Origin of the sequence: Streptomyces sp. NPDC049813, assembly GCF_044465085.1 — a bacterium.
In the GTDB taxonomy this organism is placed as follows: domain Bacteria; phylum Actinomycetota; class Actinomycetes; order Streptomycetales; family Streptomycetaceae; genus Streptomyces.
The window spans coordinates 93,736-116,359 of sequence record NZ_JBITLI010000005.1; the positions used below are offsets into that span (position 1 = coordinate 93,736).

The 22,624-nt window shown below is 73.7% G+C and carries 15 protein-coding genes and 1 tRNA gene; 10 read left to right on the plus strand and 6 right to left on the minus strand.

Annotated elements, in window-relative coordinates; translation table 11 throughout:
* Positions 1-83: 83 nt before the first annotated feature.
* Positions 84-272, minus strand: a complete 189-nt coding sequence (locus ACIBW6_RS13180; protein ID WP_399059373.1) for a hypothetical protein — start codon at positions 270-272, stop codon at positions 84-86.
* A gap of 74 nt (positions 273-346) precedes the next feature.
* Here ACIBW6_RS13180 and ACIBW6_RS13185 point away from each other — a divergent pair, with 74 nt between their 5' ends.
* Complete coding sequence (locus ACIBW6_RS13185) at positions 347-1,102, plus strand: hypothetical protein (RefSeq protein ID WP_399059374.1); 756 nt, start codon at positions 347-349, stop codon at positions 1,100-1,102.
* Positions 1,103-1,541: 439 nt separating this feature from the next.
* On the opposite strand, the gene ACIBW6_RS13190 is transcribed toward ACIBW6_RS13185, so the two are convergent.
* Positions 1,542-3,344 carry a TerD family protein gene (locus ACIBW6_RS13190; protein ID WP_399059375.1) on the minus strand — a complete coding sequence of 601 codons (1,803 nt, stop codon included), beginning with the start codon at positions 3,342-3,344 and terminating at the stop codon, positions 1,542-1,544.
* A 277-nt stretch (positions 3,345-3,621) separates the two neighbouring features.
* Positions 3,622-3,694 (minus strand) — tRNA-Arg (locus ACIBW6_RS13195).
* A 375-nt stretch (positions 3,695-4,069) separates the two neighbouring features.
* On the opposite strand from ACIBW6_RS13195, the gene ACIBW6_RS13200 reads away from it, so the two are divergent.
* The 9 genes from ACIBW6_RS13200 to ACIBW6_RS13240 all read left to right on the plus strand — a co-directional run bounded on the left by ACIBW6_RS13200 (position 4,070) and on the right by ACIBW6_RS13240 (position 15,387).
* Positions 4,070-5,713 carry a dynamin family protein gene (locus ACIBW6_RS13200; RefSeq protein ID WP_399059376.1) on the plus strand — a complete coding sequence of 548 codons (1,644 nt, stop codon included), beginning with the start codon at positions 4,070-4,072 and terminating at the stop codon, positions 5,711-5,713.
* A gap of 5 nt (positions 5,714-5,718) precedes the next feature.
* Positions 5,719-7,578: a GTPase gene (locus ACIBW6_RS13205; protein ID WP_399059377.1), complete on the plus strand. Its 1,860-nt coding sequence runs from the start codon at positions 5,719-5,721 to the stop codon at positions 7,576-7,578.
* Between the two features lie 205 nt (positions 7,579-7,783).
* A complete protein-coding gene (locus tag ACIBW6_RS13210) occupies positions 7,784-8,371 on the plus strand; it encodes a single-stranded DNA-binding protein (RefSeq protein ID WP_399059378.1) in 588 nt (195 codons plus the stop codon).
* 405 nt (positions 8,372-8,776) lie between these two features.
* A complete protein-coding gene (locus ACIBW6_RS13215) occupies positions 8,777-10,225 on the plus strand; it encodes a TQXA domain-containing protein (protein WP_399059379.1) in 1,449 nt (482 codons plus the stop codon).
* Between the two features lie 189 nt (positions 10,226-10,414).
* Positions 10,415-11,860 carry an argininosuccinate synthase gene (gene argG / locus ACIBW6_RS13220; RefSeq protein WP_399059380.1) on the plus strand — a complete coding sequence of 482 codons (1,446 nt, stop codon included), beginning with the start codon at positions 10,415-10,417 and terminating at the stop codon, positions 11,858-11,860.
* Between the two features lie 208 nt (positions 11,861-12,068).
* Positions 12,069-12,434, plus strand: coding sequence for a hypothetical protein (locus ACIBW6_RS13225; protein WP_399059381.1), 366 nt, complete (start codon positions 12,069-12,071; stop codon positions 12,432-12,434).
* Positions 12,435-12,599: 165 nt separating this feature from the next.
* Positions 12,600-14,264 carry an energy-dependent translational throttle protein EttA gene (gene ettA, locus ACIBW6_RS13230; protein ID WP_399059382.1) on the plus strand — a complete coding sequence of 555 codons (1,665 nt, stop codon included), beginning with the start codon at positions 12,600-12,602 and terminating at the stop codon, positions 14,262-14,264.
* Positions 14,264-14,677, plus strand: coding sequence for an acyl-CoA thioesterase (locus ACIBW6_RS13235; RefSeq protein WP_399059383.1), 414 nt, complete (start codon positions 14,264-14,266; stop codon positions 14,675-14,677). Before ettA ends, ACIBW6_RS13235 begins: the two co-directional genes overlap by 1 nt.
* Positions 14,674-15,387 (plus strand): hypothetical protein, encoded by a 714-nt coding sequence (locus ACIBW6_RS13240; RefSeq protein WP_399059384.1) that lies wholly within the window; start codon positions 14,674-14,676, stop codon positions 15,385-15,387. Before ACIBW6_RS13235 ends, ACIBW6_RS13240 begins: the two co-directional genes overlap by 4 nt.
* Positions 15,388-15,493: 106 nt before the next feature.
* Here ACIBW6_RS13240 and ACIBW6_RS13245 read toward each other — a convergent pair whose 3' ends face one another.
* The 3 genes from ACIBW6_RS13245 to ACIBW6_RS13255 form a co-directional block, all read right to left on the minus strand.
* A complete protein-coding gene (locus tag ACIBW6_RS13245; RefSeq protein WP_399059385.1) occupies positions 15,494-16,456 on the minus strand; it encodes an ABC transporter ATP-binding protein in 963 nt (320 codons plus the stop codon).
* A 106-nt stretch (positions 16,457-16,562) separates the two neighbouring features.
* Complete coding sequence (locus tag ACIBW6_RS13250) at positions 16,563-19,283, minus strand: FtsX-like permease family protein (protein WP_399059387.1); 2,721 nt, start codon at positions 19,281-19,283, stop codon at positions 16,563-16,565.
* Position 19,284: 1 nt separating this feature from the next.
* Positions 19,285-22,590 (minus strand): FtsX-like permease family protein, encoded by a 3,306-nt coding sequence (locus ACIBW6_RS13255; protein WP_399059388.1) that lies wholly within the window; start codon positions 22,588-22,590, stop codon positions 19,285-19,287.
* Between the last annotated feature and the right edge of the window lie 34 nt (positions 22,591-22,624).

Genomic DNA, 22,624 nt, shown 5'->3' on the forward strand with positions numbered 1-22,624 from the left:
CACTGTGGGCCTTCGGCATTGCCGTCCTCGTCATGTCGGCGGGGGCGTGGTACATCCGCCGCCGCCGACGGTAGGTACGGCGGTTACCGCTTCAACGCCCGATAGCGCTTCAGCAGAGCGGTGACATTCTCGGGGTCGGCCCGCCCGTTCAGCTCGGTCAGCAGATCGTCGGGACAGAGCTCATAGAGGTCACCCCACCACCGCCGCCCCTTGTTGTCCCAGACCCGGTACCCCCCTGGCACCCCCCGCGCCACATACCGCCGCTTGCTCACGCCACCCCTCCCACGGTCGCCGACCCGGCCCAGCAAAGCAGCCCGCTCCGCACAGCACGACCCCGTTTCGCCGCGTGCAGACGAACCTGAGCCGCTCGACCGTGCTCCATGCAAAACTGGCTGCCCGTTCGAACATGGGGGGATCGTTGAACGAGGCAGAGCGAGTAGTCGTTGCTGCTGGACATCTGACCCTTGAACCGCGAGGCCGTCGATGGGCCCATGTCTCGCTGTGTGTCCTGGACGCCGTCTTCTCCATCAACGCCCACTACGAGCGGCATACGGTCCCGACCTGCCTACGCTACGCGGCCTGGGCCGGCATCTCGGTTCCGTTGTCAGTCAGCGCGCAGCTCCCTGTCCCCGAAGAGCAACCTCTACAGGACTTCGTACAGCACATTCAGTCCCACGGCGGAGCGGCATTCTCCGCTGAGGTCCTGCACAACAGGCAGCGCACCCGGGCCAGCCGCGACGCCCCGCTGAAGGTGGAGGCGGCCCGTCAGTATGCCGAGATCCTTATGTCCCACGGAACTGAAACTCTCGCTGACGCCAATGTGCTTCTCGCTGACACGGACAAGCTGCTGGCCGTTGAGGGAGACCTCGCGAGGGTTGCCGGGCACGGTTCCGGCGCACGTCTCGCCTACTTGTGGATGCTGCTGGGAGACGACGGCCGCATCAAGCCAGACCGCATGGTTCTGCGGTGGTTGCAGGCAGTGCTGCGGCGCCCGGTGACCACAACCGAGGCGATCGGGCTCATCGCCGAGGCCGCGGCACGCAAGAAGTGCACGCCGTGGGAGCTGGACCATGCGATCTGGCGGAGCCAGCGGAAGGCCTGAGGTGTGCCGGCCTCATCAGGCAGGGCGGGGCGGCGACTGTTGCGCCAGTGGTTGGACAATGACACAACGCTGACCGGTCGTCTATGGCGGGTTCATCCCCATGCAGGTCCTCGGGGTCTTCCGCTGCGAGGCCACGGCCGACGTCCGCAATGTCGCTTTTAGTGTAGTCACTTCCGCGGCTGATCAAATCAAGACGTGAACTTCTGGCCGTGTTCCGCGCTGATCTGGAGCGGAGCGCGGCAGGGCTGGAGCATGCCGACCCTCTCAGCGCCATGGCAGGCAGCGTCGACAGCTCCCTTGCGGCCCCGCCGAGCGGGCAGGGACATTGCGTGGAATTGCTCGGACGCTTTCCGCCCTCATCGTAGGAAGGGTCATCCAGCAGGGCGGCGACGCTCTCGCATGCCATCGCCGGGCTGCCGAGCTGGGCCGAGCCTTCGGCTCAGTCTGCGATGTCGACGCCGTACCCGCGGGCCAGGGCATCGAGCCCCTGGTCGTACCCCTGTCCCACGGCACGGAAGCGCCAGACGGAGTCGCGGCGGTAGAACTCCGCCAGCAGCAAGGTGCGTTCGGAGGTGGCGGCGTCCAGGGTGGCGTGGGCCAGCGGGGCATCGCCGCTGCCCGGCGTTGCGGCGATCTGGACGGCGCCGATGTCTCCGAAGGTGACGTCGCCGTCGATGGCGGCTGCGACGACGACCTTGTGGGAGGCAGGTGGCAGGGCGGCGAGGTCGAGCACGACGGTCTGCTCCGCAGGTCCGTCGGTGAGGAGCCGGACCGTGCCGCCCGGGTTCTCCGGGGCGCCGTAGAACACGAAGTCCTCGTCGAAGGTGACCTGTTCGTCCTCGTCCAGTACGAAGGCGACGACGTCGATCTCGCAGTGCTCCTGAGGGGCCCAGGTCGCCGTCACGTGCCAGGCGGGCGACGGCGCGGGCAGGTCGACCACGCCACCGCGAGGGAGGACGAGCGGTGCGTCGTCCGCCACTCGTGGCTGAACACGCGTGTCGATAACCAGAGTTGGGGAAGCGAGCCAGTGCTCGTCGCGCACGGCTAGCCCGAGGTCGGCGATGCGGGCCAAGCGACGGTCCTTCTCGGCACCCGCGAGAAGGAGTACGTCAGTGACGCTTCGCGAGAGATTCACGGCAGCGGAGCCACCGAGTTCCACGACGCGCGTGCGTGCGGCGACAGCGGCGTCGTGCGGACCGCCCAGGACGAGCACGCGCCGCCCGGCCAGCGGTCTGCCCGCCGCCTGGTCGCACAGTTCCGCCTGCCGCGGCGCGGGGACGGCCACGGGCGCAGCCACCTTCGGCGCTGCCTGATGGACCGTGCCCGGGCGTACGTCACCGAGCAGCCGAAGGAAGACGTGCTCATCGATGACCGGTACGCCTTCGGAGGCGGCCCGCCGCGCTTTGGCGGAACCCGAGGCGGCCTCGTTGGTGACGAGGACGCTGGTGTGCCGGCTGACCGAGGACATCATATTGAGCCCGGCGGCGACGGACCGTGCGACCAGTTCGGCGCGCGAGGTCGCGGTCTGCCCCGTGATGGCGATCTTCATCCCCTGGACGAGAGGGCCGTCCGTCTCGAACCGCCCGGGATTGCGGTACGCGCAGGGGGTCTTGGGTGGCTGCGGCGCGAACTGGACGTCCTGGCGCGGCGGGCACGACACGAAGGGCAGCGGCAGGTCGAGCCGGGCCGCCTCCCGCAGGGTCGCGCGGAAGATCCCCGCGAGCACGCGTGTGTCGTCCAGCGAGTCGTGCGCATGGGTCTGCGGTACGCCGTAGTGGACGGCCAGGCTGCCCAGCTTCATGTCCTCCGCGGGCGGGTCCACCTGCCGGTTCAGGGCCAGGGTGCACAGGCGTCGCGAGACCGGCAGGTACAGGCGGGCGCGGGCGAACTCGTGCGCCAGGAAGTCGTAGTCGAACTGGGCGTTGTGGGCGACTAGGACCCGGTCCTGAAGCAGCGCCCCGAGCCGCCCGGCGACCTGGTCGAACGTCGGCGCTCTCCGCAGCCGCTCCGAGGTCAGCCCATGGACGTGCACGGGCCCGGGATCGCACCCCGGATTCAGCAGTGTGGAGAACTCGCCCGTCGGCTCCCCGTCCGGCCCCATGGTCACCACGGTGACGGACAGCACCCGGTCCCGGCGAGCGATCAGCCCGGACGTCTCCACGTCCACCAGCGCCCAGTCGAAGGCGTAGTCCGGCAGCCCGGACAGGTCGAAGGCGTCGGCGACGGGGGATCGGAGCGTCATGCCCGCAAGGATGATGCGGTATTCAGCCTTACTTCAACCCGGATGCCCTTTTGTCCAGAGATGAGAGGACAGTCGCCCGCGCCGAGCGGCCTGCGTGACAAGCGATCGCCTCCCGAACTTCGGGAAGTTTTTAGGAGGAACGCCCGCCCGAACCGTTTGGAACCGTTTCCAGCCGGACTCCCGGCTATGTCCGACCCTGCCTCCAGATCGGGGGGTGAGACCCGCATCAAGCCCCTGACCAGCAGAAAGGCCCCACCGAAGTGGGGCCGATGAGAGGCGCCCCCGGCAGGACTCGAACCTGCGGCCAAGCGCTTAGAAGGCGCCTGCTCTATCCACTGAGCTACGGGGGCCGGTGTGTGGCCGGTGGCTCGGACGCACATGGGGGAGGTCCGTGACCTTGCCGGAGTCAAGGATAGGGCTCCCGGGTCCCGCTCCTTGCTGCTTCGCCTCCGTTTCGCCGCCGTGCCTCGATGTGGAGGTTCAGTGAAGCGGTCCTGATAATCGCAGGCAGGTACGAATCTCGCATCGCTTTTGGCGTCTCCCGCCCCGGGTGTTGTGCACTCGTTATGCCTGCGCCCCCTGCCTCCCCTTCCGTCCCGCTGTGTGCTTCCTGTGCGGAATCGGGCGCCTTGTTCGGGCCCCCGTGTCTGCCGACCGGTGTCTCATCGGCGCGCAGAAGTGGCCATATGCTTCAGAAAGCCTTCAAAATTGGGCATTCTTCGCATGTGGTGACTCTGGACGTACGGCCTCAGCTGCTCGACGCACTTACCGTGCTGCGCGACCGTGTCGCCGGCGCGCGCTTCCCGCTCCCGCTCACGGGGGCGCCCCGCGCGCGCGTCAACCGCGGTGAGTTGCTCGCCCAGCTCGACGACTACCTCGTTCCCCGCCTGCGCGCCCCCGAAGCGCCGCTCCTCGCGGTGATCGGCGGCTCCACGGGCGCGGGCAAGTCGACCCTGGTCAACTCGCTCGTGGGCCGCGTGGTGAGCGAAGCGGGCGTGCTGAGGCCCACCACGCGTACGCCGGTCCTCGTCTGCCACCCCGACGACCACCCCTGGTTCGCCGGGATGCGCGTCCTGCCCGACCTCACGCGCGTGTGGGTGCCCCGACAGGCGGACACCGACACCGACGCCGAACAGGACGAGGACGACGCCCTCGCGGCCCTCCCCGAGGACGAGGGGCGCGCGCTGCGCATCGAGACCGCCGACACGCTGCCGCGCGGGCTCGCCCTCCTGGACGCCCCCGACATCGACTCCCTCGTCGCCGAGAACCGGATGCTGGCCGCCCGGCTCATCAACGCCGCCGACGTGTGGGTCATGGTCACCACCGCCTCCCGGTACGCGGACGCCGTGCCCTGGCACCTGCTGCGTACCGCCAAGGAGCACGACGCCTCCCTGGTCACCGTGCTCGACCGCGTACCCCACCAGGTCCTCGCCGAGGTGTCGCGGCAGTACGGAGCCCTGCTCACCAAGGCCGGCCTCGGCGAGGTGCCCCGGTTCACCGTGCCCGAGCTGCCCGAGTCGACCGGCGACGGCGGGCTGCTGCCGGCCACCGCCGTCGCCCCGCTGCGCGCCTGGCTCACCCACCGCGTCCAGGACCCCGACGCCCGGGCCCGCGCCGTGGCCCGTACCGCCCGGGGCGTCCTCGACTCCCTGCGGGCCCGGATGCCGGAGCTGGCCGCCGCGGTCTCCGCCCAGTACGCGGCCGCCGTCCGGATCGTCGCCGCCGTCGACGACGCGTACGACAGCGAGCACGCGCGCGTACGCAGCAGGCTGCAAGGAGGTGCCGTGCTCACCGGGGACGCCCTGAAGCGGTGGCGCAGCTACCCCCTGGACTGTTCGGCGGGCGAACTGCTCGACGCACTTGTCGAGAGCCTCGGCGCCCTCCTGCTCTGCGCGGTGACCGCCGCCGACGAACGCGTCGACGAGGCCTGGCGCCGCGAACCCGGCGGCGACGCCCCCGAACTGGCCGCGCCCGACCCCGAACCGGCCGGCGCCGAGCACCGCATCGGCATGGCCGTGCGCCGCTGGCGGCGCGTGCTGGAGGAGTACGCCGAGGACGAGGTGCGGGCCGCCGCCGAGGCACAGGGTTCCTCACCGGCCGATCCCGAGGTCGTCGCCGCCCTCGTCGCCACCGCCCTGCTCGGCGGGAAGCGGGCCAGGACCGCCGGCGAAGCCCTCGCCGAGCGGATCGGCGCCCAGGGCGCCCTGCGCCTGCGCGACCGCGGCACCCGGCTCCTCGGCGAGTACCTGGACACCGTCCTCGACACGGAACGCGAACGCCGCCTCGCGCCGGTCGACACCCTCGGCGTCGGCCCCGAACCCCAGGCCGAACTGATCGCGGCCCTGTCGCTGCTGCAGAAGGAGAGGTGAGGGCGGTGACCGCCGTCACGGACCACGCAGACCACGCCGACCACGCGGGCCCCCTCGACCCCGGCGCAGGCCCCCTCGACCCCGGCGCCCACGGCGCGGGCCCCCGGCTCCCCGGCGCCGCGCGCCCCGGCCGCGCCGGGCCCTGGGACGACGGGCTCATCGCCCGCCGCGCCGAAGGCCGGGCCGGCACCGCCCCCGAGCCCGGACCGACGCGCCCGGCCGCGTACGACGTACAGAGCGACCGGGACCTCCAGCCGCGCCTGGACGCACTGCGCGAACTCGTCGGCCTGTCCCGTACGCGCCTCGACGCGGAGACGCTCGCCGAGGCCGGACGGGTCCTGGACGAGGCCGCGGCACGGCGCAGGCTCTCCGCCCGGCACACCGTCGTCGCCGTCGCCGGAGCCACCGGAAGCGGCAAGTCCACCCTGTTCAACGCGCTCGCCGGGGTGGCCCTCGCGGAGACCGGACTGCGCCGCCCCACCACGTCCGCGCCGATCGCGTGCAGCTGGACCGACGGCGCGGCAGGCCTGCTCGACCGGCTCGGCATCCCGGGCCGCTCGCGGCGCAGGCCGCTGCAACGCCAGCACGGCGAGGCGCCCCTGGACGGCCTGGTCCTCGTCGACCTGCCCGACCACGACTCGGCCGCCCCCGCCCACCGCGAGCAGGTCGACCGGGTGCTCGCCCTGGTCGACGCGGTCATCTGGGTCGTCGACCCGGAGAAGTACGCCGACGCGATGCTGCACGAGCGCTACCTGCGGCCGATGGCCGGACACGCCGAGGTCATGTTCGTCGTCCTCAACCAGGTCGACCGGCTGCCCGGCGACGCCGCCCACCAGGTCCTCGACGATCTGCGGCGCCTCCTCGACGAGGACGGCATCGCACTCGGCGAGCACGGCGAACCGGGCGCCACCGTGCTGCCGCTGTCCGCCCTGACCGGCGAGGGCGTCGGAGAACTCCGCGACGCCCTCGACCAGTTCACCGCCGAGCGCCGGGCCGCCGCCCGCCGCATCTCCGCCGACGTCGACGCCGCCGCCGACCGCCTGCGACCGGTCTACGGGGCCGGGCGCCAGACCGGGCTGAGCGAGGCGGCCCGCGAGGAGTTCGCCGGCCGGCTCGCCGACGCGGTCGGCGCCGCCGCCGCGGGCCAGGCCGCCGAACGCGCCTGGTCCCGCGGCGCCAACAAGGCCTGCGGCACGCCCTGGCTCAGGCTCTGGCGGTGGTACGAGGCCCAGCGCGCCCCGGGCGCACCGGTCGAGGCCCCCGGGACCCAGGCCGACGAGGAGGCCACGGCGCGCCAGCGCGTCGAGCACGCGGTCCGCGCGGTCGGCGACGCCGCCGCGGGCGGACTGCCCGTCGCCTGGGGCCAGGCCGTACGGGAGGCGGCGGCGCGCGGCGCGGAGGGGTTGCCGGAGGCGCTGGACGAGCTGGCGGCGGACACCGGGCTGCCCGACGAGGACGGTGCCCGGGGCTGCGGCGCGGCGTATCCGGGCGGGGGGCGGCCGCCGCGGCCCGGGTGGTGGCCGGTCGCCGTGCTCGCCCAGGCCTCGATGACGGTGCTGCAAGTGCTCGGCGGGCTCTGGCTGGTGGCCCAGATCGTCGGCGTCGTGCCGCCGCACCTGAGCGTGCCGGTGCTGATGATGCTGACCGGGATCGTGGGCGGCCCGTGCGTCGAATGGGCCTGCCGGCTGGCGGCGAAGGGACCCGCGCGACGGTACGGGCAGGAGGCGGAACGCCGCTTGCGGGACGCGGCCGCGGCATGCGGCAGGGCCCGGGTCCTGGACCCCGTCGCGGCGGAGCTGCTGCGGTATCGGGAGGTACGGGAGCAGTACGTACGGGTGGCGGGGATTTCCACAACCGGCCGGTAGGACACAGGCGTCGGCGCGATTCCCGGCGGGCGGGCAGCCTGGGTCTCGCGGCTCGGGACGGCTCGGGGCGCGTGGTGTTCCGCGTGGTTCGGGGTGGGCCCGGGCGCGTTGTGTTCTGCGTGGTTCGGGGTGGGCCCGGACGCGTTGTGTTCTGCGTGGTTCGGGGTGGGCCCGGACGCGTGGCCGAGGGGGAGGGACGTACGACATGAACGAGACGCTGCTGACCGTGGTGGGGAACGTCGCGACGACACCGGTGTACCGGGAGCTGCCGACGGGGCCGGTGGCCCGGTTCCGGCTCGCGGTGACGCCCCGGCGCTTCGACGCGGTGCAGAACGCGTGGGTGGACGGGCACACGAACTTCTTCACGGTGTGGGCCAAGGGAGCCCTCGGCTCCAACGTGCAGGGATCGGTGTCCATCGGCGAACCGGTCATCGTGCAGGGCCGGTTGAAGGTCCGGGACGAGGAGCGGGGCGGCCAGCACTGGACGTCGGCGGACATCGCGGCGACGGCGGTCGGACACGATCTGTCGCGCGGTACGGCGGCGTTCCGCCGGGCCCACCGGAGGGCCTCAGGAGACCCGGTCAGGGCGGTGGACGGGGAGGGACGCGGCGTGCAACCGCCGCGGGACGACGTGTCGTTCGAGATCGACCCGGTGCCGGCGCCCGCGGCGGTGCCGGCGCCCGCGGCGGTGCAGGGGGCGGTGACGGAGCCCGGGCGGGTGCCCGAGGGGAAGCCCAAGAGGAAGCCCGGAGGGGCGCCCGGCCGGGTGCCGGAGAAGGAGCCGGTGGGGTGACGTGGAAGGGGGCGGGGACCTGGGTGCGGCGGGAGTGAGGGACGGGGTGAGGGACGGGGCACGGCGGTCGGAGACGCCGTGACCGAAGTGCGGCTTATCGGCGGCTGCGTTCCGGTGATTTGTCGATAAGCCCAGGCTGGGGCCGGTGTTGGCGATAACGATTGCGATTCGGATCGGTTGCCGGGACTCGGCTCCGGGGATCGTGATGGGCCGTTTCTCTAGGATGCCGGGCGTGGCTCGATGGGCTTCAGGGGGCTGAGGAGCTCGACGAGTCTCAAGAGGTTCGGCCCCCGCGGCCCGGCCCAGGGGCGATGCTCGGGACCCGGTCCCAGGACGTCACTCCGGGGACCCGGGCCCAGGGGCAGCGAAGGACTCAGCGATTTCACCGGCGGGACACCACCCCCCATGTGTCACCACGTCCTGCCTGAAGGGGATTACGTGTTTTCTGTGTGCTCACGGGCCGGCCGAGGCGTCACCCGCCTCGCCGCGGCGGCCCTGGTGTCGGGGCTCGCGCTCGCCGGGACGATATCCGGCGCCGGACCGGCCTCCGCGGACGACGGTGCCGGCGAGCCGGGCGGCGCGAGCGCCACGATAGGCGGCCTGGAGACGTACGGGGACGCCGTGATCCACGACGACGGGGGCGATCAGCAGGTCTCGGCCGGCCTGTTCCGGATGACCGTCGACGGCGGCGGGATGCTCCAGACGTACTGCGTCGACATCCACAACCCGACCCAGACGGACGCCAAGTACCAGGAGACTCCCTGGAGCGGCACGTCCCTGGGCGGGAACGCGGACGCGGGCCGCATCCGCTGGATCCTGCAGAACTCCTACCCCCAGGTCAACGACCTCGCGGCGCTCGCCCGCAAGGCAGGCGCCGGGAACCTCACCGAGCAGGACGCCGCCGCCGGCACCCAGGTCGCCATCTGGCGCTACTCGGACAAGGCCGACGTCGACGCGGTGAGCCCCGCCGCCGAGAAGCTCGCGGACTACCTGCACAAGAGCGCCCGCGCGCTGACCGAGCCCGGGGCCTCGCTGACCCTCACGCCGGGCGCCGTCTCCGGGCGGCCGGGCGAGCGGCTGGGCCCGGTCACCGTGCACACGAACGCGGACGCCGTCTCGGTGGCGCCGCCCGCCGGAGCCGCCGCGCAGGGGGTGACGGTCGTCGACAAGGCGGGCAAGCCGGTCACCACCGCCGCCGACGGCGGTCAGCTCTTCTTCGACGTGCCGCAGGACGCGGCGCCGGGCTCCGCCGCGCTCGACGTCCAGGCGTCGACGACCGTGCCGGTCGGCCGCGCCTTCACCTCCGAGACCCGTAGCCAGACGCAGATCCTCGCGGGGTCCAGCGAGTCCACGGTCGCGGCGACGGCCACGGTGAACTGGGCGGACAAGGGCGCGGTGCCCGCGCTGTCCGCCCGGAAGAACTGCGCGAAGGGCGGCCTCGACATCACGGCGGTGAACAAGGGCGACAAACCGTTCACCTACACGCTGATGGGCGCCGAGTACACGACTCCGGCCGGGGCCACGCGGACGGTGACGATCCCGCTCCAGGAGGACCAGGCGTACGACTTCACCATCACGGGCCCGCACGGCTTCGCGAAGCGGCTGCGCGGGGTGCTCGACTGCCGGACGGTGGCCGCGGCCGGCTCCACCGACACCGGGCTCACCACGCAGCTGACGACGCAGCCGAGCCCGGCCTCCGTCGGCGGCACCGGCACCGGCGCGGACCTCGCCGAGACGGGCAGCTCGAACGCGACACCCGTGATCGCGGGCCTCGCCATCGCGCTGGTCGTCGTCGGCGGAGCGGCTCTGGTGATCGTGCGGCGGAAGAAGACGCCGCCGGCCGAGGGGGAGTAGCGCGAACGGCGGGGAGGCCGAACCCGGCCTCCCCGTCTCTTCCCGGTCGCTCCCGGCCCCCGCCCCCGATGCACGCTCCCCGCCCCCTCTTCGCTCCCCGCCCCCTCCCTCTCCCCCCGCTCTCCTCTCGGAGAAGGGCAGAACCACACCCCCTTTGCATGATCATGCGTGATGATGCATACTCTTCCTATGTCCAAGGTCCTCACCTCTCTTCCCGTCGGCGAGCGCGTCGGCATCGCCTTCTCGGGTGGCCTCGACACCTCAGTCGCGGTCGCGTGGATGCGTGACAAGGGCGCCGTCCCCTGCACCTACACGGCGAACATCGGCCAGTACGACGAGCCCGACATCGACTCGGTCCCGGGCCGTGCGCAGGCCTACGGTGCCGAGGTCGCCCGGCTCGTCGACTGCCGCGAGGCGCTCGTCGAGGAAGGGCTCGCGGCGCTCACCTGCGGGGCGTTCCACATCCGCTCGGGCGGTCGCGCCTACTTCAACACGACGCCGCTCGGCCGCGCCGTGACCGGCACGCTGCTGGTCCGCGCGATGCTCGAGGACGACGTGCAGATCTGGGGCGACGGTTCGACGTTCAAGGGCAACGACATCGAGCGGTTCTACCGCTACGGCCTGCTCGCCAACCCGAACCTGCGGATCTACAAGCCCTGGCTGGACGCGGACTTCGTGACCGAGCTCGGCGGCCGCAAGGAGATGTCGGAGTGGCTGCTCGCCCACGAGCTGCCCTACCGCGACAGCACGGAGAAGGCGTACTCCACCGACGCCAACATCTGGGGCGCCACGCACGAGGCCAAGACCCTGGAGCACCTCGACACGGGTGTGGAGACGGTCGACCCCATCATGGGCGTCCGCTTCTGGGACCCGTCGGTCGAGATCCCCACCGAGGACGTCACGATCGGCTTCGACCAGGGCCGCCCGGTGACGATCAACGGCAAGGAGTTCGCCTCCCCCGTCGACCTGGTGATGGAGGCCAACGCGATCGGCGGCCGCCACGGCCTGGGCATGTCCGACCAGATCGAGAACCGGATCATCGAGGCCAAGAGCCGCGGTATCTACGAGGCGCCCGGCATGGCCCTCCTGCACGCCGCGTACGAGCGCCTGGTGAACGCGATCCACAACGAGGACACGCTCGCCCAGTACCACAACGAGGGCCGGCGCCTGGGCCGCCTCATGTACGAGGGCCGCTGGCTGGACCCGCAGGCCCTGATGGTCCGCGAGTCGCTCCAGCGCTGGGTCGGCGCCGCCGTCACCGGTGAGGTCACCCTGCGGCTGCGGCGCGGCGAGGACTACTCGATCCTCGACACGACAGGGCCGGCCTTCAGCTACCACCCGGACAAGCTCTCCATGGAGCGGACCGAGGACTCGGCGTTCGGCCCGGTGGACCGGATCGGCCAGCTCACCATGCGCAACCTCGACATCGCCGACTCCCGCGCCAAGCTGGAGCAGTACGCGGGCCTCGGCCTGATCGGCACCGCGAACCCGGCGATCGGCGCCGCCCAGGCCGCCGCGACCGGCCTGATCGGCAGCATGCCGGAGGGCGGCGCCGAGGCGATCGCGTCCCGCGGCGACAGCTCCGACGACGCGGAGCTGCTGGACCGCGCGGCGATGGAATTCGGCACGGACTGACCCCGCCGCACGCTTCACGGGGCCGTCCCGCCGCCACCAGGCGCCGGGACGGCCCCAGCGGCGGTTCGAGGTCCCGAGACGGAGATGACGGCCAGTACCGGAAGCGAGAAGCGCCCGGCCGGGCCGGTGGCGGGGGGAGCGACCATATGCGCGCAGACGCATGGCCACACATACGGCCACACAGCCGGCCACACGTATGGCCAGGGGCATGGCCACACGCGCGGCCAGAGGCATGGCCAGCCGCATGACCGGACAGTGGCCGAGACGCTGGACCCCGTGGGCTCCCCTCGCCCCCCTGACCCTCAACCTGCTCCTCGGCATCCCGGGCGTGGTGCCGATCTGGCTGCTCTGGTACTTCGCGGCCAACTTGGTCGACCCCGCCCCGACCGAGAACGACGGCATGGCCCTCTGGCTGGTGATCATCGTCCCGGTCGTCTGCCTCTACGCCCTGCTCTGGTGGTTCCCCAACCGGGCCCTCGCCCGCCGCGCGCCCCTCACGGCCTCCCACTACTGGCTGCTCAGCGCGACGGGCACGCTTCTGCCCACGGCGGCACTGATCCTGCACTCCCCGTGAGGCACGGGCGGAACCCCGGCAGAACCCCCAGCTCAGGCCCACCCCCTGATACGGGTTTCCGCCCAGCAGTAGCCATGCGGCAAGATGGGGTGTATCTGCCCTCACGCGGTGGAGCCGTATTCGCGGGCCCCGCGCTGCCACACTTCGACTGCCGGACGGTTTCTCTTGGCTGAGTTCATCTACACCATGCGCAAGACGCGCAAGGCGCACGGCGACAAGGTGATCCTCGATGACGTCACCCTGAACTTCCTGCCGGGGGCGAAGATCGGCGTCGTCGGTCCCAACGGTGCCGGTAAGTCGACGGTGCTGAAGATCATGGCGGGCCTCGAGCAGCCGTCGAACGGTGACGCGTTCATCTCGCCCGGTTACAGTGTCGGCATCCTCATGCAGGAGCCGAAGCTCGACGAGTCGAAGACGGTCCTGGAGAACGTGCAGGACGGCGCCGCCGAGGTCATCGGCAAGCTCAAGCGGTTCAACGAGGTCGCCGAGCTCATGGCCACCGACTACTCGGACGCGCTCATGGAGGAGATGGGCAAGCTCCAGGAGGACCTCGACCACGCCGACGCGTGGGACCTCGACGGTCAGCTGGAGCAGGCCATGGACGCCCTGGGCTGCCCGCCCGGCGACTGGCCCGTGAACAACCTCTCCGGTGGTGAGAAGCGCCGCGTCGCCCTGTGCAAGCTCCTCATCGAGGCGCCCGACCTGCTCCTCCTCGACGAGCCCACCAACCACCTCGACGCCGAGTCCGTGAACTGGCTGGAGCAGCACCTCGCCCAGTACAAGGGCGCCGTCGTGGCCGTCACCCACGACCGGTACTTCCTCGACAACGTCGCGGAGTGGATCCTGGAGCTCGACCGCGGTCGCGCCATCCCCTACCAGGGTAACTACTCGACGTACCTGGAGAAGAAGTCCGAGCGCCTCAAGGTCGAGGGCAAGAAGGACGAGAAGCGGCAGAAGCGGCTCAAGGAAGAGCTGGAGTGGGTGCGGTCCAACGCCAAGGGGCGGCAGACCAAGTCCAAGTCGCGTCTGGCCCGGTACGAGGAGATGGCCGCCGAGGCCGAGAAGATGCGGAAGCTGGACTTCGAGGAGATCCAGATCCCGCCGGGCCCCCGCCTGGGCAGCATCGTCGTCGAGGTCGAGCACCTCAGCAAGGCGTTCGGCGACAAGGTCCTCATCGACGACCTCAGCTTCAGCCTGCCGCGCAACGGCATCGTCGGTGTCATCGGCCCGAACGGCGCCGGCAAGACCACCCTGTTCAAGATGATCCAGGGCCTGGAGACCGCCGACTCCGGCAGCATCAAGGTCGGCGACACCGTCAAGATCAGCTACGTCGACCAGAACCGCGCCAACATCGACCCGAAGAAGACGCTGTGGGCCGTCGTCTCCGACGAGCTGGACTACATCAACGTCGGCCAGGTCGAGATGCCCTCGCGCGCCTACGTGTCGGCCTTTGGCTTCAAGGGCCCGGACCAGCAGAAGCCCGCGGGCGTGCTGTCGGGCGGTGAGCGCAACCGCCTCAACCTCGCGCTCACCCTCAAGCAGGGCGGCAACCTGCTCCTCCTCGACGAGCCGACCAACGACCTCGACGTCGAGACCCTCAGCTCGCTGGAGAACGCGCTCCTGGAGTTCCCCGGCTGCGCCGTCGTCGTCTCCCACGACCGGTGGTTCCTGGACCGGATCGCCACGCACATCCTCGCCTACGAGGGTGACTCCAAGTGGTTCTGGTTCGAGGGCAACTTCGAGTCGTACGAGAAGAACAAGGTCGAGCGGCTCGGCGCCGACGCCGCCCGCCCGCACCGCGCCACCTACAAGAAGCTGACCCGCGGCTGATGGCCCGCCACGTATACGCCTGCCCCCTGCGCTGGGCGGACATGGATGCGTACGGCCACATCAACAACGTGGTCTTCCTTCGGTACCTCGAAGAAGCGCGCATCGACTTCCTGTTCCGCCCGGACAAGGATTTCCAGCAGGGGTCTGTCGTGGCGCGCCATGAGATCGACTACAAGCGGCAGTTGGTCCACCGGCACGCGCCGGTGGACATCGAGATGTGGGTGACGCAGATACGGGCCGCCTCGTTCACGCTCGCCTACGAGGTCAAGGACGCGGACGACGTCTACGTCCGGGCGTCGACGGTCATCGTGCCGTTCGACTTCGAGGCGCAGCGGCCGCGGCGGATCACCGACGACGAGAAGTCCTTCCTGCGGGAGTACCTCGACGACGGCGCGGAGGCGCTCGCCGCATGAGCGCGCCCGTGCTGTGCTTCGCCGATGCCGGGGAAGCGGCGGATGTCGCCGCCTTCCTCGGCCGGCTGCTCCACTACGACAAGGCGGCCGCCGTACGGCTCCGGGCCGAGGCCGGGGGACAGGCGCTCGCCGTGTTCGGGCGGCCGCCGTCGTTCGAGGTGCTGGCGGTGCGGACCGCGCGGCTGCTCAAGCCCTACGAGAACGGGATCGACGACGTTCTCGACGTGACCGTCTCCGCGGGGGAGTTGCTCGATGCGGTCGGCTCGGTCAGCCCGGTCGGCTCGGCCGGTGAGGGTGACCCGAACGTGGTCGTTCCTGGTGCTGTGACCGGGCCGCCCTGGGCCGGTGTGCTGCCGCCCCGCGGAGGGTGGGAGCAGGTCCCCGGGTTTCCGGAGGCCGAGGCGCTGCGCGGGCTCGTGCAGGCCGCCGTGCGTGAGTTCCGGGCCCGGGTCGAGGAGTTGGCGCCCGAGGCGCGGACCCGGGCCGGGCTCGATGCCCTCGGGCGCGAGATCTGGTCCCGGGAGATCGGCGGCAGCGGGGTGCCGGTGCGGCTCGCGCACGCGGCGGCCTCGCTCGGGTTCCTCCGCGGGGAGCGGGTCGATCTGCTGGTGGCCGGGGTGTGGGCGCGGTTGCGTACGCCGTATGGGGCCGTGGTGGTGCGGCGGGGGCTGTCCGGGGGGCTTGGGGGGTTCGGGGTTGCTCCCGTCTGAGTGAGCCCGCGTCGGTCTTCTACGTGGTCCGCCCCGGGTTCGGTGGGGGCTGAGCGCGCCGTTCCCCGCGCCCCTGCCGGGCGCGCGGCGTGCCCCGGATCAGGGGTCAACGGTCCTGGTCGTCCGGCCAGATCTGGATGTGGTCCGGTTCCAGTTCCAGCATGACCCGGTCCCGCATGCCGAGGGACTGCGTGTACTCCGCGGGGAGTTGGAGGCGGCCCGCGCGGTCCAGCATCGCGTACTCGCGTGAGACCAGGGACTCCTGGCCGGTCGCCGCGTCGACGTGGGTGCGGCGCAGTACCTCCGTCGACGTACGGCCGTCGCGGATGGCGACCGTGCGGCGGACCTCGGAGGCGACCGCCTGGTCGTGCGTGACGATGACGACGGTCGTGCCCAGTTCTTCGTTGGCCGTGCGGAACGCCGCGAAGATCTGCTCGCCGGTGTGCGAGTCGAGTTCGCCGGTGGGCTCGTCCGCGAGCAGCACCTTCGGCTCGTTGGCGAGGGCCACCGCGATGGCGACGCGCTGCTGCTGGCCGCCGGACATCTGCCGGGGGCGGCGGTCCCGGCAGTCGGCGACGCCGAGGAGGTCCAGGAGCTGCGTGGCGCGCTCCGCCTTCTTGGCGCGGCGCGTCCTGCCCCGCAACTGCATGGGCAGCGCCACGTTCTGAGCCGCCGTCAGGTACGGGAGGAGGTTGCGGGCCGTCTGCTGCCAGACGAACGCGACGGACTCGCGGCGGTAGCGCAGCCGTTCCCTGGCGCCCATCGCGAGCAGGTCGTGGCCCGCGACCTTCGCCGCGCCCGCGGTCGGCTCGTCCAGGCCCGCCAGGATGTTCATCAGCGTCGACTTGCCGCTGCCGGACGCGCCCACCAGGGCCATCAACTCGCCCTCGCGCACCAGCAGATCGAGGCCCTGCAAGGCCTGGACCTCGACCCCGTCCGTGGTGAAGACGCGGACCAGGCGGTCGCAGCTGATCAGGGCGTCGTGGCCGTAGGCGGGGCGGTCCCGGTGGGCGGACGCCCGCGCCTCCAGCTCCGCGAGGGTCGGGGTGCCGGTGTGATCGGCCGTCATGAGGTGGCCCCCTCCTGGAGGATGGTCGTGGACACGGTACGGGTGCGGCACGGACGTGGGCCCGGCCGCGCGTACCACCCCGGGCCCCGCTCACCCGGCCCGCCGCTCACGACGCCTCCCCCGCGCGCAGCTCCCGTACGGACCCCCGCCTTCCCGCCCACCACGCCTGGAGCGAGGCGACGCCGACCGCCAGGGCCAGTACGCAGGCCGCCGGCAGCAGGAGGGACAGCGGGTCGGTGTGCAGGTGGTTCGGCGTGGTGCCCGCCGCGTCCGCGAGGGCGAGGCCGGTGAGGTCGAGGCCGGGGGAGAGGAGGCGGATCGCGGCCCAGCCGGTGAGGACGCCGCCCACCGCGGCGAGCAGGGCCTGCGGCAGGGACTCCAGGATGAGCAGCTTCCGGCCCTGCCCGCGGGTGAGGCCCATGGTGCGCAGCCGGGCCAGGAGCGCGAGGCGCTCCGGGGCGGCCCGCCCCAGGGAGAGCAGGAGGGCGAGGGCGGCGAGGCCCGCGCCGGCGCCGACCGCGGTGGCGTAGATGCCGGTGGCGCCGGTCTGGAGCGGGGAGTCGACGTACCGGGCCCGTTCGACGGCGCGCAGCCGCACGGTCGTACCGGAGCCCGCCGCGGCGCGCAGGGCGGCCGGGTCGATGCGGTCGCCGGTGAGCAGCAGCGTCGTGGGGCGGCTCGGGGTCTTCGTGGCGCGGGCCAGCGCCGCGGCGTCGACGACCAGGAAGTCGTCGGAGAGCGCGGGGGTCGTGGTGCGGACGGCGGCGATCCGCAGGGTCACGGTCTCGCCGTTCATCCACAGGTCGAGGCGGCCGCCCGGGAACAGCTCGGTCATGGACGGCGAGACGAGGGCCGGGACCGTGGAGCCCCGGCCCGGCCGCAACGCGTCCGCGGGGAAGGCGCCGAGGCCGGTGCGGGCGGCGAGCCGGGCGTATCCGTCCGTGTCGACCGCGGCGAGCGACAACTTGCGGGTGCCCTCCCTGAGTTCGGCGTCGTAGCGGACCGCGACCGGGGTGACGGCGTCGGCGCCGGGGGTCCGGCCGATCCGGGCGACGCGCGCGGCGGAGAGCGGGCCGCCGCCGTCGACGCGGGCGTCCGCGCCGGTGGCGAGGAGCGCCGCGCGGTCGCGGGTGTGGTCGATCCCGGCGAGCACGCTGCCGCCGAACGCCGCCGTGGTCAGCGCCGTGAGCAGCGCGAGCAGCGGCAGGACGGTGGTGCCCGCGCCGCCGCCGGCGCGGGCCGCGCGGGCCAGCGACAGCTGGCCGACGGCGCCCCGGAGCCGTCCGGTGGGCCCGACCAGGCGGCGCAGCGGCAGCGGGTAGACCCGGACGAGGACGGCGGCGGCGACCACGGCGACCAGCACGGGCGCGAGCGCCACGAGGCCGTCGCCGCCGTCGGTGGCGCCCCGGCGGCGCAGGGCCACGATGGCGCCGACGGCCAGGACGAGGACGGTCAGTTCGGCGACCGTGCGGCGGGCGGAGGGACGGGCGGTGGCCACGTCGTCGCGGGCGCTGTGCAGCCGGGCGCGGCGGTGCGCGGCCAGTGCGCGGACGGGCAGCGCCGCGCAGGCCACGGCGGTCACGGCGGCCGCCGCGAGCGCGGACCGGGACCAGCGGTCGCCGGGCACGGCCGCGAGGGCGAGCAGGCAGCCGAGCGCCCCGGCCGGGATCGCGGGCAGGGCCGTCTCGGCGAGCAGCCGGACGCCGATGCCCGGCAGCGAGGCGCCGCGCGAGCGCAGCAGCGCCAGTTCGGTGCGGCGGCGGTCCGCGGTGAGCCCGCCCGCCAGGAGCAGGACGACGCAGGCGACGGTGCCCGTGCCGTACGCGGCGACCGCCACCACCGGGGTGATGTCCGCGCGCAGCGACTCGAAGCGGGCGATCACGTCGTCGAGGCCGCTGGTGACGTCCGTCGTCGCGCTGCCGGTGGCCCGGCGCACCGTCAGCAGCCCGGGCCCGTCCGTCGTGGCCGCCAGACCCGCCTTGAGCGCGGGCAGCCGCCGGGCGGTGAGCGTGGAGGTGTCCGGGGCGAGCTGCCAGTACTGCTCGACCGTGCCGGTGCGCACGAGCGCGGGCGCGGCGTCCGGGTGCAGCAGCAGCGCGGCGCCCCAGAAGTGCGTCGGCGGCATGCCCTTCGTGCTGCGCCACTGGGGTGTGCCCATCAGCGAGGAGGCCGACCAGTACGCGCCGGACGGGTTCTTCGGGGCGACGACTCCCGTGATGTGCACGGCGATCGCCCGGCCCATGACGTCCGGCACATGCAGCACCGAACCCGCCCTGAGCCGCAGGCGCCGCGCGGTCTCCCCGGTGACGGCCGCCTCCAGCCGCGTCGCGGTGTACCCGGCGCCGGGCAGCCGCCCGGCGGTCACCGTCGCGTGCTGGGCGAGCCCGTTCTGCGCGTACAGCGTGAAGTACGGGTCGAGGCCCTCGGGCCGGGGCAGCCCCGCGTCCTGGGCGCGCAGCCCCTCCGGCGGGGTGCGCAGCCCGTACGACGACTCGTGCGGGTCGGCGGTGAACGGCGGCGGCACGGCCGCGGCGAGCTTGCGGTACGCGGCAGCGGTCGCGGAGCCGGTGAGCCGCGCGGCCCGCCGGCCGGGGGCGAGGTCGAGGCCGGGGCCTGCCGTGGTGACGTTCAGGACCGTCCGGCCCGGCCCCTCGTCGGCGACGGCCTGGCGCAGCCCCCGGTCCGCGGAGCGGTCCACGGCGCGCGGGAACGCCGCGGCCAGGCACGCGGTGACCAGCACGAGCAGGAACAGCGCGGCCGTCGCCCCGGGCGCCGTCCGCAGCCGGGTGCGCGTCCAGGGCGCCACGGCCCTCGTCGCGGCGGACATCTCACTCGCCTCCCTGGGTGCGCAGCGCGGTCGCGGCGCGCGGCGGCCGGCGCAGGGCGAGCCCCGCGGTGATCAGTACGGGTGTCACGGCCACCCCCGCGAGCAGCAGCGCCACTTGGTGCGCGGGGAGCCGGACGAGGACGTCGGGCACCGGCCGCGTGGCCTCGCCGGTCAGCACCGTCAGCGGCACCACCGCCCGGGTGAGGAAGACGCCGAGCCCGAGCCCCACCAGGAGCGCGAGCGTCACGAGGACGCCCTGCTCGGCGGCGACCAGGCGGGCCAGGCGGCGGCGGGAGGCGCCGAGCGCGCCGAGGACGGCGAACTCGGCGCCGCGCTCGCGCAGAGACCCCGCCGTGTTCACCGCGAAGCCGACCGCCGCAAGCAGGGCCGCCGCGAGCGCCGCCGCGGCCAGCGCCGACTGCGGGCCCGCGCCGAGCGGATCGTCCCGCAGCCGGTCGCCGATCTCCGCGCGGACCACGACCTGGGAGGGGTCGGTGTCGGGGCGGGCCCGCAGCGCGGCCGCCGCCTTGGCTGCGTCGCCGGGGGCGGTGGACAGCCACCACTCGTTCGGGACGACCGGGTCGGCGCCGTCGGCGACCAGGGCCCGGTCGAGACTGTGCAGGTCGAGCAGGAGCGCGCCGCCGTCCTTCGTCGCGGCCGCCGGGTCGGCCGGGTCTGTGTCGGAGGCCTGGGCGGCCGCACCGGCCTCCGGGCCCGTCGTCGGCAGCGCCCGGACCCGGTCCGCGATCCGCACGCGGACGGTCCGGCCGCCCAGGTCCACGTCGACGCGCTCGCCGGGGTGCGTGCCCGTGGAGGCGAGGTACCGGTCGGTGGCCACCGCGGTGACCTCCCCGGCCGCGGGTCTCGCGAGGTCGAGGCGGATATTCACGCTGGGCGGGACGAGGCTTGCCTGCCCGGCGGGGACGAAGCCGGTGCCGTAGGTCAGGGAGGGCCGGCCGGGGTCGAGCTTCGGGGCGGTCGGGGCGCCCTCGGTGTGCGGGGCGGGGGAGCCGCGCCCCACCATCGACGCGGCCCAGCGCGTGCCGGCGAGCGCCACGTCCCGGGCGGGGGCGCCGGGAGCGGTGGTGCTGACCCCTTCGAGGGCGATGCGGTGCCGGGCGCCCCGCCCGGGGCGCTCGTCCGTGTCGAAGTCGAGGCCGCTGACGGAGAGCGGGCCCGCCGCGGGGCCGAGGTCCAGGCTCAGGAGGTGGCGGCGGCCGTCCAGCGGGAGGGCGCCGAGCTGCATCCGGTAGGTGAGCCCGTACCGGTCCTGGAGCGTCACGGACGCCGTGGTCAGCTCGCCGGGGCCGAGGCTGCCCGCGCCGTCGAGGTTGGTCGCGCGCAGGGCGAAGCGGACGCGGGCCGCCGTCCCGGGCAGCCGCAGGCCGGGGGCGGGCTGTCGCTTCGGCGTGACCGCCGCGACGACCCGGCGCGGCGAGGAGTCCGTGAGGTCGCCGCGGAGCAGCAGGTCGTCGTCGAGGCGGGCCGTGTCGAGCGCGAGGACGGTGGCGGTCCGGCCGCCGCCCAGGGGCACCGGCAGCCGGTAGCCGGGGGCGGCGTCGCGCACCCCGGGCGTCCGCGCGTACCGCGCGACCTGGTCCATGCCCGGCTCGGTGGCCACGACCCGTACCGGCGCGCCCGCGCGGAAGTCCGCCTGGTCCTCCTGCGAGCGGTCCCAGGACGCGCCCTGGCCGATCGCCAGCATGCCCATGGCGACGGCCAGGACGAGCAGCAGCACGGGGCCCGCGCCGCGCATCGGGCGGCGGCCGAACTGCCAGCCGGCGAGCGCCGCCGTCAGCCCGCGCCCGCGCGCCGCCCGCCGCTCCGCGAGCCGCGCCACCGGCGGCAGCAGCCGCAGCGTCAGCACGGTCCCCGCGAGCAGGGCCAGCGCCGGGGCGACGACCAGGAGCGGGTCGATGCCCAGGTCGCCGCCGCGGTCGGTGCTGATCGCGCCCGAGCCGCCCGTCTGCCGGTCCAGCCGCCAGTACGCGACGCCCGCGACGACGAGCAGGGCCACGTCGGCGCCGGCCCGCAGCGGCGCGGGCAGCGACCGGGCGCGGCCCTGCCCGGGGCCCCGGGCGGTCAGCGCGGGCACCGTCACCGCGAGGGCGCAGCCCACCGCGACGGCCGCGCCCACCAGCCACACCGGCCCGCCCGCGCCCGCGTCCCCGGAGAGCCGCAGCCCGATCCGCGACAGGGCGCCGTGCGCGGAGACCAGCCGGGTCAGCGGGCCGGCGAGCAGCGGCGCGCAGAGCGCGGCGGGCAGCGCGAGGAGCAGCGCCTCGCCCGCCGCGAGCGCGGCGATCCGGGCCCGGGAGCCGCCCCGGGCCCGCAGCGTCCAGGTCTCCCCGGCCCGCTCGGCGCTCAGCAGCCGGGCGACGAGCAGCAGCGCGTACCCGGCGAGCAGCACCAGCTGCAGCGCCACGATCAGCAGCGTCGAACGGGCCACGAGCAGCGCCCGCTCCGCCCGGTCGAGCACGTCGGGCAGCGAGGTGGCGACCGCGGTGGTGCCCGCGAGCGCCTTGCTGTGCAGGAGCTCCTGGGTGCCGGTGCGGGCGGCGTCGCGCAGCGCGCCGATCCGGCCGGTGGTCACCGTCCGGAAGTCCGCGGCGGCCAGCCACGCCGACGTCCCGTCGCTGACCTTGTCGCCGTCGAGGACCGAGGGGTCGGTGAGCAGCGGCCCGTACGTCGTGAAGCTCTGCTTGCGCACGCCGCGCCCGCCGAGCTCGTCGAGCGTCCAGTACGGGGACCGGGGGTGGGCCGGGCGGTAGACGCCGGTGAGTTCGACGGTGACCTTCGGGCCGCCGAGCCGGTCGGCGAGGGTGAGCCGGTCACCCGGCGCCAGCTTCAGCTGTCGCGCGGCGACGTCCGGGAGCGCCGCCTCGATCACCGGGCCGCGCGGCGCGCGGGGCGCCCGGCCGGTGGTGATCCGTACCTGCGCGGGCTCCATCGCCGCGAACCGGGTCAGGTCGGGCTGCTTGCCGCGCGGCGTGTGCGGCAGGCCGTACGGGCCGGACGTGATCAGCGACTCGCGGTGGACGGGCAGCCCGTCGAAGGTGTGCCGCGCGCCCTTGTCGAGGGCGGCGACGGCCGCGTCCCGCTCGTCGGCGGGGACGTCGGCGCGGACGACGAGCGCGGTCGTCGCCGCGTCCCGGGTGCGCAGCGAGTACCGCAGCGAGGCGTCACCGATCGCCGCGGAGAACGCGGTCAGCATGGCGAGCACCGAGGTCGTCAGCAGGACCGCCAGCACGGCCGCGGTCAGCAGCAGGCGGTGCGCCCGTACCCGTAGCAGGACAAAACCCCACACCCCGTGCCGCCTCGCATCCCCGTCCCGCGCCGTA